12 protein-coding genes and 1 pseudogene are annotated in these 15,049 nt (G+C 67.5%); 5 read left to right on the top strand and 8 right to left on the bottom strand.

The window, feature by feature from the left end:
- Positions 1-343 precede the first annotated feature (343 nt).
- The 3 genes from ACZ7JA_RS27795 (at position 344) to ACZ7JA_RS27785 (ending at position 2,422) form a co-directional block, all read left to right on the top strand.
- Positions 344-715 (top strand): hypothetical protein, encoded by a 372-nt coding sequence (locus tag ACZ7JA_RS27795; RefSeq protein ID WP_389451572.1) that lies wholly within the window; start codon positions 344-346, stop codon positions 713-715.
- A 281-nt stretch (positions 716-996) separates the two neighbouring features.
- A complete protein-coding gene (locus ACZ7JA_RS27790) occupies positions 997-1,392 on the top strand; it encodes a MerR family transcriptional regulator (protein WP_351667164.1) in 396 nt (131 codons plus the stop codon).
- A gap of 106 nt (positions 1,393-1,498) precedes the next feature.
- Complete coding sequence (locus tag ACZ7JA_RS27785; RefSeq protein ID WP_470811027.1) at positions 1,499-2,422, top strand: NADP-dependent oxidoreductase; 924 nt, start codon at positions 1,499-1,501, stop codon at positions 2,420-2,422.
- A gap of 52 nt (positions 2,423-2,474) precedes the next feature.
- Here the strand turns inward: ACZ7JA_RS27785 and ACZ7JA_RS27780 are convergent, their stop codons facing one another.
- Positions 2,475-3,167: an NAD(P)-dependent oxidoreductase gene (locus tag ACZ7JA_RS27780; protein ID WP_351667167.1), complete on the bottom strand. Its 693-nt coding sequence runs from the start codon at positions 3,165-3,167 to the stop codon at positions 2,475-2,477.
- Positions 3,168-3,243: 76 nt separating this feature from the next.
- On the opposite strand from ACZ7JA_RS27780, the gene ACZ7JA_RS27775 reads away from it, so the two are divergent.
- On the top strand, positions 3,244-3,900 hold the full coding sequence (locus ACZ7JA_RS27775; protein ID WP_470811024.1) for a TetR/AcrR family transcriptional regulator: 657 nt from the start codon (positions 3,244-3,246) through the stop codon (positions 3,898-3,900).
- Between the two features lie 267 nt (positions 3,901-4,167).
- Here ACZ7JA_RS27775 and ACZ7JA_RS27770 read toward each other — a convergent pair whose 3' ends face one another.
- Together ACZ7JA_RS27770 and ACZ7JA_RS27765 are read right to left on the bottom strand one after the other, a co-directional pair.
- A complete protein-coding gene (locus tag ACZ7JA_RS27770) occupies positions 4,168-5,892 on the bottom strand; it encodes an acyl-CoA dehydrogenase family protein (RefSeq protein WP_470811022.1) in 1,725 nt (574 codons plus the stop codon).
- A 77-nt stretch (positions 5,893-5,969) separates the two neighbouring features.
- Positions 5,970-6,524 (bottom strand): PadR family transcriptional regulator, encoded by a 555-nt coding sequence (locus tag ACZ7JA_RS27765; RefSeq protein ID WP_470811020.1) that lies wholly within the window; start codon positions 6,522-6,524, stop codon positions 5,970-5,972.
- Positions 6,525-7,299: 775 nt separating this feature from the next.
- Between ACZ7JA_RS27765 and ACZ7JA_RS27760 the strand changes: the two genes are divergently transcribed.
- Positions 7,300-7,635: an ankyrin repeat domain-containing protein gene (locus tag ACZ7JA_RS27760; protein ID WP_389451580.1), complete on the top strand. Its 336-nt coding sequence runs from the start codon at positions 7,300-7,302 to the stop codon at positions 7,633-7,635.
- Here the strand turns inward: ACZ7JA_RS27760 and ACZ7JA_RS27755 are convergent.
- The 5 genes and pseudogenes from ACZ7JA_RS27755 to ACZ7JA_RS27735 all read right to left on the bottom strand — a co-directional run bounded on the left by ACZ7JA_RS27755 (position 7,607) and on the right by ACZ7JA_RS27735 (position 15,040).
- Positions 7,607-8,405 (bottom strand): annotated as a pseudogene (locus ACZ7JA_RS27755) (IS5 family transposase). The gene ACZ7JA_RS27760 and the pseudogene ACZ7JA_RS27755 overlap by 29 nt on opposite strands.
- Positions 8,406-8,794: 389 nt before the next feature.
- Positions 8,795-9,700, bottom strand: a complete 906-nt coding sequence (locus ACZ7JA_RS27750; protein ID WP_470811018.1) for a hypothetical protein — start codon at positions 9,698-9,700, stop codon at positions 8,795-8,797.
- Positions 9,701-9,737: 37 nt separating this feature from the next.
- On the bottom strand, positions 9,738-10,628 hold the full coding sequence (locus ACZ7JA_RS27745) for a 3-hydroxyacyl-CoA dehydrogenase NAD-binding domain-containing protein (protein ID WP_470811016.1): 891 nt from the start codon (positions 10,626-10,628) through the stop codon (positions 9,738-9,740).
- Positions 10,629-10,719: 91 nt separating this feature from the next.
- Positions 10,720-12,216, bottom strand: coding sequence for a CoA transferase (locus ACZ7JA_RS27740; RefSeq protein ID WP_351673465.1), 1,497 nt, complete (start codon positions 12,214-12,216; stop codon positions 10,720-10,722).
- Positions 12,217-12,685: 469 nt separating this feature from the next.
- Complete coding sequence (locus ACZ7JA_RS27735) at positions 12,686-15,040, bottom strand: SpoIIE family protein phosphatase (RefSeq protein ID WP_470811014.1); 2,355 nt, start codon at positions 15,038-15,040, stop codon at positions 12,686-12,688.
- Positions 15,041-15,049 lie beyond the last annotated feature (9 nt).

Raw genomic sequence — 15,049 nt, 5'->3', positions numbered from 1 at the left:
GAGGGCCTGGTCGAAGTTCCGGAAAGACGGGCCGTCTGGCCGCGGCCCGGGAGCTGCTGATGCCGCTGCCGGAGCGTCCACCGCCCAGGTCGGGTTCATCTCCCGCCTGGGGGTCCCTGAGGCGCCGAGTTCCCCACCGTCCGAGCTGTCGGTATTCGAGGTCGAACTACCGGACCGCTGCATCGGCGTGCACCCCGGCAAGACATGCTGTCTGGTTCTCCCAGAGTGACGGCCGGATACGTCCGTGCCATCTGAACTGCCCCGAGGATCAACCCCGAAGCGCGCTGTGGAGTCCTCACGGTGAGGGTCGCGACCAGGCGGCCGAACGCTGAAAGGTGGCCGCATGAGAACTGAACCCCGTCTTCACCTGATGGTCCCTGACGACTTCGATGATTCCGACGCCGACTCCCAAGTGCACCCTATGGCGCGAAAGATGTTCTTCGGGTCGGCTATGGCGGAGCCCTTCGCGGAAGCCGCCGCATGGGTCGCGGCACACGATGTCCGGATCATCGACACGGCGTGGGAGAACGCCCCCGCCGGGGAAACCTTCTCGTGCGTGCTGAGCGTGTACTTCACCTTCGAGGACGACGGCAGAGACTGGGTGGGGGTAGCGGAGCATCCTGGCCGAGCACGCCCCGCGTCTGCTACTGCCGGACCGGTCGGCCGGCGAGCGGTGGCCGACGGCGCCGCCATTCGTCGAGCAAGCGGATCGTAGTGGCCATGGTCCTGACCACCGATCCCGTCAGGGACGAAACTAGCGATCAGCTCTGCTGACGCCGAGCGACCCACTGATGGGGGGACGAGGGCCGCTCAACATCCGTCATTGTGACCGCAGCCCCTGCGCCTGGCATGCCGAGACAGATGCTCAGGCGTGTACAGACGAACGTGCTCAGTCGTGGGACCGGGAGGACACGTCTGCGGCCGTGGGTGTGTCCGCGAGCGTCCATGACTCGACGGCGGTCCGTACCTGGTGCTCGCGGGCGTAGGCTTTCAGGGATGCGGATAGGCGAGTTGTCCAAGCGCACGGGCGTGAGTCCGCGCTCATTGCGGTACTACGAAGAGCAGGGCCTGCTGACCAGCTCACGCTCCGACGCGGGGCAGCGTCACTTTTCCGATGGTGCGGTCCAGCGCGTGTCACTCATCCGGCAGTTGTTCGACGCGGGTATGTCCAGCCGGGTGATCGCGACTGTGCTGCCGTGCGTGGATGTCCCGGGTGACCTGGGCGTCGCCGAGGAGACGTTCACGGCGATGATGCGCGAGCGCGACCGGATCGACGCCGACATCGCGCACCTGATCGAGACCCGGGACGCACTCGACGTGCTGATCGGGGCCAACAGCCGACACCGGGCGGAGCTGTCCGCGGCCCCGGAACCGGTGGCACAGTCGGCTTGACGCTGTGATCTGCGTCTCATCCCGTTGCCCCTCACATCGATGTCAGGGGTGAGGATGGCGACAACGCCCGGAATCACCGGGTCGGTCGTACGAGAGGCGGCGGAAGATGGGGCAGGCGTGGGGTTTCGGCAAGTACGGCGGGCCCGAAGTGCAGGAGTTCTTTGATCGTCCCGATCCCGTCCCAGGTCGCGACGAGGTGCTGATCCACGTCGACGTCGCCGGTGTGAATCCCCTCGACCACCTGCTGCGCTCGGGTCTGGTCGACGGGCTCGACGGCGGGCGTCCGTTTCCCCGCGTGCTGGGCATGGAGGCAGCCGGCACCGTTCTCGCACGGGGCGAGGACGTCAGCGGGCTCGAGGTGGGTGACGCGGTCTTCGGTTTCGCACTCACCGGTGGCGGCACCTACGCCGAGACGACGGTGCTGTCCGCGCCGAACACCGCGCGCATCCCGGAGGGTCTGTCCGCGACCGTGGCGGCGACGCTGCCAGTGGCCGGGACGACCGCGGTGGACGTGCTCGACCAGCTCGGCCTCCCGGCCGGTGCCACGGTCCTGGTCAACGGGGTCGGGGGCGGGGTCGGCCTCGCCGTCGCCCGTCTGGCTGTCGGGCGCGAACTGCGGGTCATCGGCACCGGGAGTACCGCCAAACGCGAGCACGCCGAGGCCATCGGGGTGCGGTTCATCGACTACACCGCCGAGGACGTCGCCGCCGCGGCACGCGAGTGGGTTCCGGACGGCTTCAACGGGATCGTCGACCTGGCCGGTGGCACCTCGCTGCGGACGGTCGCTCCGCTGGCCCAGGACCACCGCAACGTCATCTCTGTGGGTGATATGTCTGTGCCCGATCTCGGTGGGCGTTTCGTCGAGCGTCGCGTCGACCGCGAGAACCTGCAGCGGTCGGCCCGGCTGGCCCTCGACGGACTCCTCGCACCCGTCATCACCGCGGTCCATCCGCTCTCCGACGCCCCGGCCGCCCTCGCCACCGTCGAGAACGGTCACAGCTCGGGCAAGGTCGTCATCAAGGTGGCATGAGAAGTAGTGAGGAACGCCCGCGTGCTGACCGGGAGTTCGGCGGTCGCCCGGCTCACTTCTTCTTCACGCCCTCATTCCAGATCAGCTTGGCGATATTCGGCTTCACGGCCGTGGTGATGACGCCCATGGCTGTCCGGACGTAGCGCCGTTCCTTCAGCTCGCGCAGCATGCTCGCGGCGAGGTCGGCGCGGGCGGTGAAGACGCCGTCGGCGCTGGTCTCGGCGGTGTGGTATTCGGTGACGACGGGGTTCTCGAACAGGCCCGAGGGTCGCACGAGGGTCCAGTCGAGGCTGCTCTGACGGATCACGTCCTCCATGCGGCGCATGTCCTCGTGAAGGGTGCGGCCCAGGCGCCGGTTCACCAGCGGGTCGAGCACATGGTTGAAGAAGTGCGCGCCGGTGGGACGCCAGTTCGGGTCGGCGATGCTGGAGCTGACAGCGAGAAGTCGCTTGATGCCGTGGCGGGTCATAGCCCCGGTGATGGCCGTGGCGCTCGCCGAGTACGTGGTGATGGTCTCCTTGCTGAAGCGTGCGCCCAGCGCGGATAGGACGGCGTCCGTCCCGCCGAGCGCGGCATCGACGGCCACCGGGTCGGTGGCGTCGGCGACGGCTACGGTGAGGCCGGGCCGCGCGGGCAGGGAGCCGGGGCGGCGGGTCACGGCAACGACCTGGTGGCCGGCGGCGAGGGCCTGCTCGGTGAGGTGGCGGCCGGTCGGTCCATTGGCGCCGAAGACTGCGATACGCATGATGTCGGGTCATCCCTTCGTGTGCTTCCCGGAACGCCCTTGACTGTGCTGATCACGAAGCACAAGCTCAACGTTGATGAATAACGCCGCCCTCGCACCCGCCCGCACCCGAGGCCGCCCTCGCGGCAACCCGCCGACCCGCCAGGTGATCGTCTCGGCGGCCCGCGGGTTGTTCCTGGAGCACGGGTATCGGCGCACCACCGTGCGTGCGGTGGCCAAGGCGGCCGGGGTCGATCCGGCGCTGATCGCCTACCACTTCGGCTCAAAGAAGGGCCTGTTCGCAGAGGTGATGCAGTTCCAGTGCGCCAACGCACTGGCAGTGGACGACGTCCTCGGCGGCGACCCGGCCACCCTCCCCGACCGCCTGATCGACGCGGTCACGGATCTATGGGAGGACGACGACTTCCAGGAGCTCACCACCCGGGGCGACGAGGCCGCCGAAGTGATCCGCGAATACCTGGAACACGAGCTGCTGACCCGGCTTGTTGAATTTCTCGGTGGCCGGGACGCGACCGCCCGCGCCACAGCCGTGGTGACAATCCTCGGCGGCCTCATCTACACCCGCTACCTCAACCCGTTACCGACCCCCGCCGCCCTCACCCCGTCCGAGACCCGCCACATCCTTACCCCGGCACTGCGCACAGCTCTGGCCCCGAGGCTGCGCACCCCGACGACCGCCAGAGCAGGCCGTCGAGGCTCACCGACGCCCGTTGGAGGCGCTGTCCGGCATTGACCACCTCTGCACCTACGATGCGGGGGCTGCAGCTGGTCCGTGCTGCGTGCCTCCTTCACGTTCTGACCCGTGGCGTCCGTGAAGCGGACATATCGCGTACATATCCTGGTCTGAGTGCGCGGTGCGGCAAATGCGGCCCGGCCGGATCAACGGGCCCGAGACCGTAGTCCAGTGCCTCGTCGGCCTTCGCCGAACGCTCCACGCTCACCGGCGAACTCCTCGCGGGGTGCGGCGGCGGCCGCCGCACCCCGCAGCCGTGCCGAGGCCTCAGGGCATCATCTCGTACGCCCCGGACAGTGCCTCGACGCGCTGCCAGACGCGCTCCGAACGCGCCTCGTCGACCGCCGGGCGCCGGACAGCACCGAGTGCCCAGAGCTGCTGCTCCTCGGTCGCGGAGTCCTTGCCGTGCAACTCGACAGCGTGCGCGGAGAAGTCACGTACGAGGACGGCGAACAGTTCGTCGAGGACGTCCTCCTCGACGCCGGCCAGGGCCGCCTGCTCCAGGACCAGCTGCCCGTGGACGACGAGCGCGAAGAGCTGCCCGACGGCGAGGAGGAGGTCGAGGTCCCGGCTCTGCTCCTCGCCGGGAGCGGCCGTGCGTACGAACTCGCACAGCGCATCGGCCTGTTCACGGAACCGGGCAACGTTGGGCAGGTGTGCATAGGTGTCGAAGGCCGCCCGCCAGTCGTGGAAGCGCACCGAGCCGAGGCCGCGGGCCGGGCCCTGGCGGAAGAGGAAACCGTCGTCGGCCGCGTCGAGGCGGGTCGGGACGGGCTCGTAGGCGACCGGGTCGAGGAGGTGGTTCCGCATGAACTTGAGGATCAGAGCCAGGTTGACGTGGACGGTGCCCTCCAGCTTCGGCAGGCTGCGGATCTCGACGGCGGCCTGGGCGAAGTAGTTGTCCCTCTCGAAGCCCTTGGCGGCGATGACGTCCCACATCAGGTCGATGACCTTCTCGCCCTCGGTGGTCACCTTCATCTTCGTCATCGGGTTGAAGAGAAGGTAGCGGCGGTCGTCGGGGCCCGCGGTGCGGAAGTAGTCGACGGCGCGGTCGCTGAACAGCTTCATGCCGACGAGCCGGACGTACGCGTCGGCCAGCTCGCGCCGCACGTGCGGGAAGGCGGTGACGGGGCGGCCGTAGAGGATGCGATTCCGCGCGTGGGTGACGGCCTCGTACATGGCGTGCTCGCAGATGCCTATCGAGGCGGTGCACAGGTTGAACTTGCCTACGTTGACGCTGTTCAGGGCGGCGTCGAAGGCTGCTCGGCCGGTGTGCAGGACGTCTCCCGGAGCTACGGGGTAGTCCTCGAGGCGGAACTCGCTGACGTACTTCGAGGAATCGACGACGTTCTTGACCAGGTGGTAAGCCGGGTGGCGGCTGTCGGCGGCGAAGAAGACGTAGCCGTCGGGGCCCTCGACATCGGTGCGGCGTCCGAAGACGGAGACGAGCCCGGCGGCATTGCCGTTGCCGATGTAGTACTTGGAGCCGGTGGCCCGGAAGCCGCCCCTGCCGTCCGGTTCCAGGAGCATGTCGGTGGAGTAGATGTCGGCGCCGTGGGCCTTCTCGGACAGGCCGAAGGCGAAGACCTCCCCCTGGGAGAGCAGTTCGGCGGCGCGGGCGCGGACGGCGGGGTTGTCGCTCTGCCAGACGGGGCCGAGGCCGAGGATGGTGACCTGCCAGGCGTACCAGTAATCGAGGCCGTAGAAGCCGAGGATTTCGTTGAGGGCGGCGATGCGGGCGGTGTCCCAGCGCTTGTCGCCCTCGCCCTTTGCGGCGGCGGACGCAGGGGTGAGGAAAGTCGCGAAGAGGCCCTCCTTGGCGGCGAAAGCGAGGAAGTCACCGAGCCAGGCGCGGGTCCGGTAGTCCTCGATCAGCCGGCGCTTGCCTCGCTCTTCGAACCAGTCGACGGTGGCGCGCAGCAGCCTGCGGGTCTCGGGGTCGAAGTGCGCGGGGTCGTAAGTGCGCGGGTTGAAGAGCAGCGCGTCGGTCACGGGTGCCGCCTTTCGGCTGGGATGGATGAGGGTGGGTCCGGGCACGGTCACGGTCCGGTGAGTGCCTGCTCGGCCGGTCAGTGATCGTCGAAGCGGGCGAGTGTGGCGAGGACGTCGTCGAGCCAGGCGATCATCATGCGTTCGTACGCGATGCCGCCGCGCAGTACGACGTGCTGGAGTTCCCGTTCGGCGTCGGGCGGACCGTCCGCCGGGGGTTCTCCGAAGTCGCGGGTCTCGCCCGCGAGGTAGTGGGCGAGGCGGTCGGTGTGTGCCTGCCGGTGACGCTCGACCTCGTTGATCAGGGCGGCCGGATCGTCGAAGGCGGCGCCCCGGATCTTCACCGCCAGGTCGTGCCGCACGCTCTCCGGCTCGGTCGGTTCGCTCAGCCACGCAGCGAGCGCTTCCCGTCCGGGCGGGGCGACGGAGTATTCCTTTTTGTCGGGACGACCGTGTTGCGGGACGTCCCGGACGTCGATCCAGCGGTCGCTCTCCATCCGCTTGAGCACGCGGTAGATCTGCTGGTGGGTGGCGGTCCAGAAGTACCCGATGGACCGCTCGAACCGCCGGGCCAGCTCATAGCCGGAACCCGGCTTCTCCAGCAGGGAGACGAGGATCGCGTGCTCGAGCGCCATGCGCACGATCCTGCTATGCACCTCGTTGCATAGCAACGCTGCCCCTATGAGACACGGCTCACCCGGGGCGGGTCACGCAAATCGTTGCCGACGGCAGCGCGCCGAGGCCGGGAGAAATCCGACGGGGCATGATCGGCGGCCGCGGGCGTGATCGGCTGCCGCGGTGTCGTCGCTGGAGAACAGTGACAGAAGGCGACCGCGGTCACGGCCTTCTCATCATCCACGGCCTCGCAGGCAAGTCAGGAATGGTCGTCGAGCGCGGAGTGAAGGTAGGTCTAGCCGACCTTCCCGGTGCCCGGACCGGTGCGCTTGGAGGCCCGTGCGGCCTCGGTCCCCCCCGTGCATGCGCCAGCCGCCGCCGGCGGGGATGCGTCCGAGTTTCTCGATATCGAAGTGGACCAGGTCGCGGGGGCTCTCGTGCTCGTACAGGATGACCTCGCGCAATTGCTCGCCGGTCGACGGGTCTAGGTCGCGCAGCCGGTTGAGTCCTCGCCGGACGAGGATGCGGTGCACGGTGCCGGGCGCCATGGTGACGCCGTGCAGCCGCTTCCGGTCGACAGCGAGTCGGGCGGGCCTGTGCTTGGTCTGCCGCCGCAACGCCTCCGTAGGCAGACGGCCGCCGGTCCCACCGCCGACGTTCGTCCCTGACAACCCCCGACTTTCGTAGGGGGGACGATTCACAGGGACGCGTGCGTCCTTAGACGTCATCTCAATTGGTGGCTGATGACGTGGATAGTCGCTGGCAGGCGCGCTGTGGGGATAGTTGAATGTCGCCGTGAGCGACTACTGGACACCCGCGCATCAAGCGGTCGAGCAGGGGGATGCAGAGGCCCTGGCTCGGTTGCTGGCCGCTGGTTCCGATCCGGACGAGGTCTTCGGCAACATGACCCTGCTGACGCACGCAATCGACGCCGAGGGTGATGGCTCCCTTCAGAGCGGGCAGCCGTTGACTGTGCACACCACGGCCGTGTTGCTGGCCTTTGGGGCTGATCCAGAGCTCGCAGACCCAGACGGTCGCACCCCCATGGACATGACCGATCACTATGGCCACGACCTGGCCGTGAAGCTGCTGCAGGCCCACATCAGCAGACGAGCCGCCGATAACAGATGAGGGTGCAGGCGATGCTGGTGAAGGCGAGGAAGTGCTCGGCCTTGCGCTCATAGCGGCGGTGGAGGCGGCGGCAGCCGGCGAGCCAGGACATGGTGCGCTCGTGGTCCAACGGTGGCGGCAGAGCCGCTGCGAGGTCTCGGTCCCCTTGCGGGCGATGCGGTGCTTGACGCCACGCCCTCGTAACCATCGGCGCAGCTGAGAATAGTCGTAGCCCTTGTCTGCGTGGAGCTTGTCCGGCCCGCGGCGCCGCCGCCCGCGGCGGGAACGGACCGGAGGTATGCCCTTCACCAGCGGGATCAATGCCTGGCTGTCGTGCACGTTCGCACCCGAGATTCCGACGGACAGGGGCAGGCCCGTGCGATCGGTGATCAAATGGATCTTCGATCCGTACTTACCCCGGTCGGCAGGATTCGGGCCTGTCAGACCCCCCTTTTCCGGGCCCGCATGTTCACCGAGTCGATCGCGCAGCGGGACCAGTCCAACTCGCCGCGGGAGCCGAGCTCGTCGAGGACCAGACGGTGGAGCTTGGCCCACACCCTGGCCTTCGACCACTCGGTAAAACGGCGGTGAGCCGTCGCCCCCGAGAGACCGAACGACGCAGCGGGCAACTGCTGCCACGTGCAGCCCGACGTGGCCACGAACACGATCGCAGCCAGCACCTCACGGTCGCCATGCCGGCGACGTCCACCGCCCTGAGGCCGAGAAGGCGCCTCCGGCACCACCCGTTGGAACAACTCCCACAGTTCGTCCGACACCAGCCGGTCAACGATCCCCACCACGAACCACAGCCTACCGAGGCAACCAAATGAGATGACTTCTTAGTGTCGAAGGCACATACAACTGGAGCACCTGACACGACCCTGTCCTCGCGCAACGCAACGCCGAGGGCTGGATGTTCCTCCTCGAAGCCGCCCGCGACCTGCGCAGCATCGGTGCCGTCGCCCCAAGGCCTGCGCTGGCACCGGCATCCAAGCCGTCCACCCCGACCAGTAGCCGCTGGCCGCAGATGGCGGCCATGTGCGCTGTCACCGCTGCTGCGGGACAGACGGCTCTGGGCGCATGCCCACGGGCGGTGACTTGGGGCGGCCGGCACCAGTGCGATCCGCCATCACCGCAGCGGACCTGGACCGACCTGCAGCGCTCCATCCCGATGGGTTCGTCAGCCGAAACCGGTCAGGCCGGTGAGCGGTCCCAGAGCAATGATCCGGCACGATACCGCCTCGGCTACGGGCCCGTCAGGAAGCGGAACTGCGTAGAGGTGACCGCCGAGGTCAGAGACGTAGGCGAGTCCAGCCTCGCTGTCGACGGCCAAGCCGATGGCCTCGTCGAATCCATTGGCTAGTATCTCGGGTGTTTCGGATGGCGTACCCGCCGATGGCACGTGTGCCCGGTTGAGTGTGTTGCCGGATGGGGGTGCGCCGCGGTCGGTCCAGTACAGGCGATCGCCCTCCAAATGCAGGTCGATCGGCTCGGGCAATCCACTCCAGAGCACTTCGACGTCGGTGCGGCTCTCGGCGGTCTCACCGGCCGGTAGTTGGAGGCCGGCCCGGAGGATCTGCCCCTGACCGCCCTTGGGCGGGCCCTTTTGTGTCCAGTACAGATGGCCGGCGCCGGCATCCACGGCGACACCGACGCATTCGCCCATGATCCCCGTGTCGGCGGGGGTCACCACCAAGTCGGTCAGGTCGCTGCCGTCGGTGCGGACCCGGCTGATCCGATGCCCTTCCCGGTCAGCCCAGTACAGGGTGCCGGCCCGGTCTGAGGTGAGTTGTTTACCGGTGATGATCGTGCCGGGTGGCACCACGTCCCACTGTGTACCGCTGTCCATGTCCAGCGCGTGCAGACCACCGTTGCGGCGGGAGAAATCCTGTCCGCCCTCACCGGGGGTGTCAGGGTCTTGAATGGGTGCCCCCATGGTGGTCCAGTAGACGATCCCGGCGTCCATGACGATGCCGTCAGGGGCAACACCCGTCGTCTCGACCAAGACGCGTGCCTGTCCGTCGGGCAGACTCACCTGCAACACCTGTCCAGCCGCCACTTGGAGCGCCAGCAGTGCCTTCCACACTGTCGAAGTCCTTTCGCGTGCCGCGTGGTGGTCGAGTTCACTCCTGCGGGTCTTGGAGGGCGGAAGGCTGCTGCCATCCCAGCGGCCCAAGAGCGGCACGAGTGCGTACGTCCCGCAGGGCAACCAGTCGCTCGTAGGCCGACTCTCCCGTGCCGTAGGCGGACTCGACGGCCTCAAGGACGTCATTCATCCGGGCGGGATCCGGCTCGCCGATCTCAAATGTCATCTGGGAGCCGACATGCGTCACCAGATGTCGCATTCCTGCAGGGCCGCCGCCCAGACTTCCGCTCTGGAACGGTCCGATGGTCGCGTAGCGCAGTCCCAGTGAGGCGCGGACCAGGTCATCGAGGTCCGCCACGTCGATCACACCCTGCTGCACCAGATAGGTGCATTGATCATTGAAGACCTTCTGCAGCCGGTTGCCGACGAACCCCGGAATCTCTCGTTTCAGCCGGATGGGCAGTTTGTCCAGCGCACGGTAGATCTCGACCGCCCGCTCCACCGTGCGCGCGGACGTCCGGGGGCCAGGCACCACTTCCACAAGCGGCATCAACTCCGGCGGGTTGAACGGGTGGCCGATCACGATTCGGTCAGCCGCCGGGTTCCCGTCCGCGATGGCCGAGGGGAGCAGCGAAGAAGAGGACGAGGCGAGCACCACGTCATCACCTGTGTGCGCGGCAAGGGTCGCGAACATCTGCTCTTTGATCTTGATCCGCTCCGGTCCGGCCTCCTGCACGAAGTCCACTCCATCCGCGGCAAGGGCCAGATCCGGACCCAGGGTGACCGGCAGTCCACTCAAGTATTGGTCGGCTACGTCCTTCAGGTCCGGCCGCGGGTCACTGATCCGAACCTCCCAACCCGCCGCAGCGAAGAGTCGGGCCCACGAGACACCGATCACTCCGGCGCCGACGATGGTCACGACTGCCATAACGAACCACTCCCAAAGAACACATACAGACAGACAGATACGAGCACCGACAGGCGCGTGCCGCGGCAGGCGGACTTGCGGAAAGTCGAGGTCAGTGTGCGGATCGCCACGCGGGCTCGTCCGCCCCCATAGGACTGAGAACGGTGGCGAAGTGGCCTTGCCGCAAGGAGGTGAACTCCACCTGGTCGGTCATCCCCTGGTAGGTGCCTAGTGGGGTTTGCGCGGTGAACAGGTCCGGGTCGATCAGCGAGTGCTCCGGCGTGGAGCCCGCTGTTTCGTGCGTAAACTCGCGGTCGAAGACACCCAGGGACGTCAGCCACAGGCAGGTCTTGGTCAGCGAAACCCGGACCCGGTAGGAGCCGCCCTCGACCGCCCGCCGCCGCAGCGCCGCCAGCGTGCCGATCGTGCCTAGCCAGCCCACCACGTTGTCGACGATGGGCAACATCGGAGGCTGCTTCGGGTGCTCCAGAGTGCCCTCGAGCGCGAAGATCCCCGACACGCACGCGCCGATCTCATCGAACCCGGGACGCGACTTCCACGGACCTGACGGACCGTGCATCTGCACCTCGGTCTGAATCAAACCGGGGTGACGCACACACAGTTCCTCCGCTGCCAACTCCTGCTGAGCCAGATAACCAGGGTGTCGGTTCGAGAAGAACACGTCGGCATCCACGAGCAGCCCGTCGAGACGCAGCCTGTCCGGGCCGGATTCATCAAGGTAGGCCGAGCGCATACCCACCTGCGTGTCCCAGTAGAAGGACTCGATCTCGACATTGTCGGGGCGCCAGATGTTCAGCACATCAGCACCGAAGGAGGCGAGGTCACGCCCGATGCCCGCACCCGCAATGACATGACTCAAGCCCAAGGCCCTCACACCGTCCAACGGTTGCCGCGCCCCGGTTGCGAACGGCGCCGGTGCACTGTCCGCGAGTTTCTCGACATCGATCAACGGGAGGTCGGCAAGCACCTCGGTGTACTGCGCCTCGACGAGGAACTCCTCCAGCGAGCGTACTTTTGCCAGAACGATGCCCGCTTCCGCCGCAGCTTCCTCGAGCCCATCCGCGTCCCACGTGGCGATGGCCGCGTTCACCGCCTCGGAGCTGTCCGGACAATTCAGCAGGGCGAGTGCCTTGCTGCGCAGGCCGGGATAGACGTTCAGCGGAACGACGCTCCGCCCGTCCCTCGTACGACGGAAGAACGGCATGTCGATGAACGGGTTGCGCTTGTTCCATTTGTTCGACGGCGGCCGCCCGTTGACCAGTTCCCATCTGGCGTCGGCGAACCCGGCGAACCGCCGGAAGGCCTTGCGGACATCGATCGTGATGTCTTGCGGCTCTCCGCCCCGGTCCCGCCAGATCGCGGACGCCGCCACCCCCTTGCCCGCCAGTGTCAGGGCAGCAGCCGACCCGAACCGGAACCGGGCCGGCACGAGAGGGTCGACCCCCGCGATGATCGCGACCGCCCCTCCGCAGTCATCCGCTGTCAACCCTGCTTCGTGCAAAACTTCGCCTAGATGCGCTTCAAAATCGAAGGCGTCCGAGGAGATAGGGTGCTCCACCGCTTCACGGAGGCGTTCGGTCAGATTCATTGCTGCACCTTCTACCCAAGAGAAGATTCGACTGCAATGGGTCAGCTGCCCCTGCCGCATACCGCCCAGGATCCTCGGCGTAACGCTGGTGTGGAAAGCATCAACGTATGCGGCGTCCAAGGCGCTCACGGTTGAGTGAACAGCCCGCCCCGTGTCCGCGACGATGCTCTGCGCGGTGCGTTCGGCGATGCCGAAGGGACTGATGCCGGGTTCGCGTGCGGGCGTGGCTAGGATCCCCACGGATTAGGGCGATCATCAGCCATAATCGGCCTTTGCGTCGTAAACCTTGTGATGCGGTCAGCAGCCATGGGCGCGCCCGCCGCCGGCCGGCCCGTGGGCTTCCCGCGATGAGGACCGCACGGGCCCCGCAGCACGATCTGTTGACCTCTCTTCCACCTGCGCCCGCGCACCGGATGCACCACAGAGTGCTTCTTGCCGACACCGTCGTCCACGGCAAACGAGCGGCCGGTCACCCTGCCCATAGGTCGCGCACCCGTTTGAGGGGAGCCGGATCACTTCGATTCGCGCCGAAGGGGCCCGCGGGCAGTTCGGCCCACACGGTCTTGCCGTCTTCGTGATACCGGGTGCCCCAATTTTGGGCGAGGCTGGTCACGATGAAAAGACCGCGCCCCGTCTCGTCGACCGTTCGGGCGTGTCGCACGTGCGGTGCGCTCATGGCCGCGTCCGTGACTTCGCAGGTCAGAACCCTGTCGAGTATCAAGCGCATGCTCAGCGGTGGCTCTCCATAGCGAACAGCGTTGCCTACCAGTTCACTGGCCAGCAGCTCCGTGGTGTAGGCGGTCTCGTCGTCGACGCGCCAGCGCTCCATTTGGTCTCGGACGGTTGCACGGGCCATGGGTGCCGCTTCCGTGTCGGCGGGCAGGTCGCGCTCATGCACGCTGTGCGGTGGTATCCGCTTCGTCCGAGCCAGCAGCAGCAAGGCCTCGTCGTGGGAGTTCCCCGCTTGCAGGGCATAGGTCATGACGTCGCACAGCTCCCTCAGGTCGCGCCCGGCGTCGCGCTCCAAAACACCCCGCAAGAGGCCCGCCGGAGCCAGAATGTGGTCCGCCAGCGATGACGTCTCCATAGCGAGGACGCTGCCGTCAGGCAGAGGCACCGTTGCGGTGGCGAAGGGCGCGTCGTCCGAACCCGCCAGAAGTGGTGCCTCTGGAGTGGCGAGGACGCGCGAGGAGCCGTGGGGGTCGACGAGCAAGGGCTCGGGCAGCCCGGCGCGAGCGATCGTGCAGGTAAGGCCGACGGGGTCGTAAATGGCGATCACGCACCGGGCGGTCAGCGGCTCGTGTTGCAGAGGATCCCCGACCGGGAGCCAGGCGCGCTCGGCGGCGAGGCGGACGACCGTGTCGTTCAGCCGTGCCATCAACTCGTCTGCGCCCAGGTCCAGCGCGGCCAGCGAGTAGAGCGCCGTGCGCAATTGGCCCATCGCGGTCGTGGCGGCGATACCGTGTCCGGCGACGTCTCCAACGATGAGCGCGGTCCTCGCGCTCGGGAGTGGGATGGCGTCGTACCAGGCTCCCCCGCCCTCTGGCCCGGTGAGAAACAGCGGCGAGATCTCCACTGTTGACAGGTTGGCGGGCCGCTGCGGAAGCGATCTGCGCTGTACCGTCGCCGCGATCGCTCGCTCGCGGGCGTAGCGGCGGGCGTTGTCGATGCACAGGACAGTGTGGGCACAGATGTCGGTCGCCAGTGCGATGTCGTCCTCGGCGAAGGGGTCTTCTCCCTCGTGCCGGTAGAAGCTGACCACGCCAAACACCTCGCCGCGCAGCTCCAAGGGGACCACGAGGAGGGAGTGCACGGCGGAGAGACGGATGGCCTCGGCACGGTGCGGGTCGGCGGCGAGCCACGGGCTGGTCTCGTCGACGGGGACCAGGCGCGGCCGGAGGTCGGCGAGAACCCGGGTGAACGGGGTGCCATAAGGCAGATGCCGGATGTCGCCGACTGGATGTGCCGACACCACTCCCCTGAAGGCGGCCCTGCGCAAGGGTACGTCCGGATCCACAGGGGCCAGTGGAGGATCTTCGCCGCGCACGACGGCGTCGACGACCTCCACCACGACGATCCCGGTGAAGGTCGGTGCGACCGCGTCGACGAACTCTCCGCAGACGGCGATGACGTCCAGCCGCCGCCCCACCCGTTCACGGACGGCGCCGAGGATGTCCACTCCCCGGCGCGTGCGCTCGCGCTCCGTGACGTCGACGACTGAGGCCAGCAGCCCCAGAATCTCTCCGCCGTCGTTCTCCAGGCGCATCGTTGTCACGGAGTAGACACGCCGAGTGCGCCCGCCTTCTGCCGCACCGCCGCGAATGAGCCGGTTTGTCACCGGCACTCCTGTGTGGAGGACCTCACGCGCGGTCGCCTCCTCCGCCTCAGGATGCTCCAGATCCAACACATCGACGAAGCGTCTGCCGATTACATGCTCAACGGGAGTTTCCCGCATGGTGGACGTGCCCGTGCTCACGGTGACCACGCGCAACTGGTCGTCGAGCACGTGCAGCCCGACGGTCTGCTGGGCGAAGGCGGCCCTGAGCACCGCGTAGTCGGCTTGGGATGGAGTGTCGTCATCCCCGGTAAGCACCTCGAACGTCGTGTGCCCGTCGCAAAGTTTGGGTCGAATCCGCACGGAGGGCCAAGGAGCGGAACGAAGGCCACCGTTCTGGCCCGGGCCGGAGGAATCGGACAGGAGGGTGCCCACGGCACGGCCGAGGGCATCTCCCGGTGATTTGTGCAGGAGATCTTCGGCGAGCCGAGTCCACTCGACGACGTGACCGTGTTCGTCGACACACATAAGAACGCCGCTACGGGTCATGGGCACATA

The sequence above is a fragment of the Streptomyces sp. NPDC038135 genome, from assembly GCF_055601245.1.
Note: the sequence above shows the minus strand (reverse complement) of the source record. Positions and strands in the feature narration are given on the sequence as shown.

Bases quoted from the DNA above. Each gene is read 5' to 3' on its own strand.
- ACZ7JA_RS27735 (WP_470811014.1), bottom strand. From the start codon at position 15,040: ATGACCCGTAGCGGCGTTCTTATGTGTGTCGACGAACACGGTCACGTC.
- ACZ7JA_RS27740 (WP_351673465.1), bottom strand. From the start codon at position 12,216: ATGAATCTGACCGAACGCCTCCGTGAAGCGGTGGAGCACCCTATCTCC.
- ACZ7JA_RS27745 (WP_470811016.1), bottom strand. From the start codon at position 10,628: ATGGCAGTCGTGACCATCGTCGGCGCCGGAGTGATCGGTGTCTCGTGG.
- ACZ7JA_RS27795 (WP_389451572.1), top strand. From the start codon at position 344: ATGAGAACTGAACCCCGTCTTCACCTGATGGTCCCTGACGACTTCGAT.
- ACZ7JA_RS27775 (WP_470811024.1), top strand. From the start codon at position 3,244: ATGAATAACGCCGCCCTCGCACCCGCCCGCACCCGAGGCCGCCCTCGC.
- ACZ7JA_RS27765 (WP_470811020.1), bottom strand. From the start codon at position 6,524: ATGGCGCTCGAGCACGCGATCCTCGTCTCCCTGCTGGAGAAGCCGGGT.
- ACZ7JA_RS27785 (WP_470811027.1), top strand. From the start codon at position 1,499: ATGGGGCAGGCGTGGGGTTTCGGCAAGTACGGCGGGCCCGAAGTGCAG.
- ACZ7JA_RS27790 (WP_351667164.1), top strand. From the start codon at position 997: ATGCGGATAGGCGAGTTGTCCAAGCGCACGGGCGTGAGTCCGCGCTCA.
- ACZ7JA_RS27780 (WP_351667167.1), bottom strand. From the start codon at position 3,167: ATGCGTATCGCAGTCTTCGGCGCCAATGGACCGACCGGCCGCCACCTC.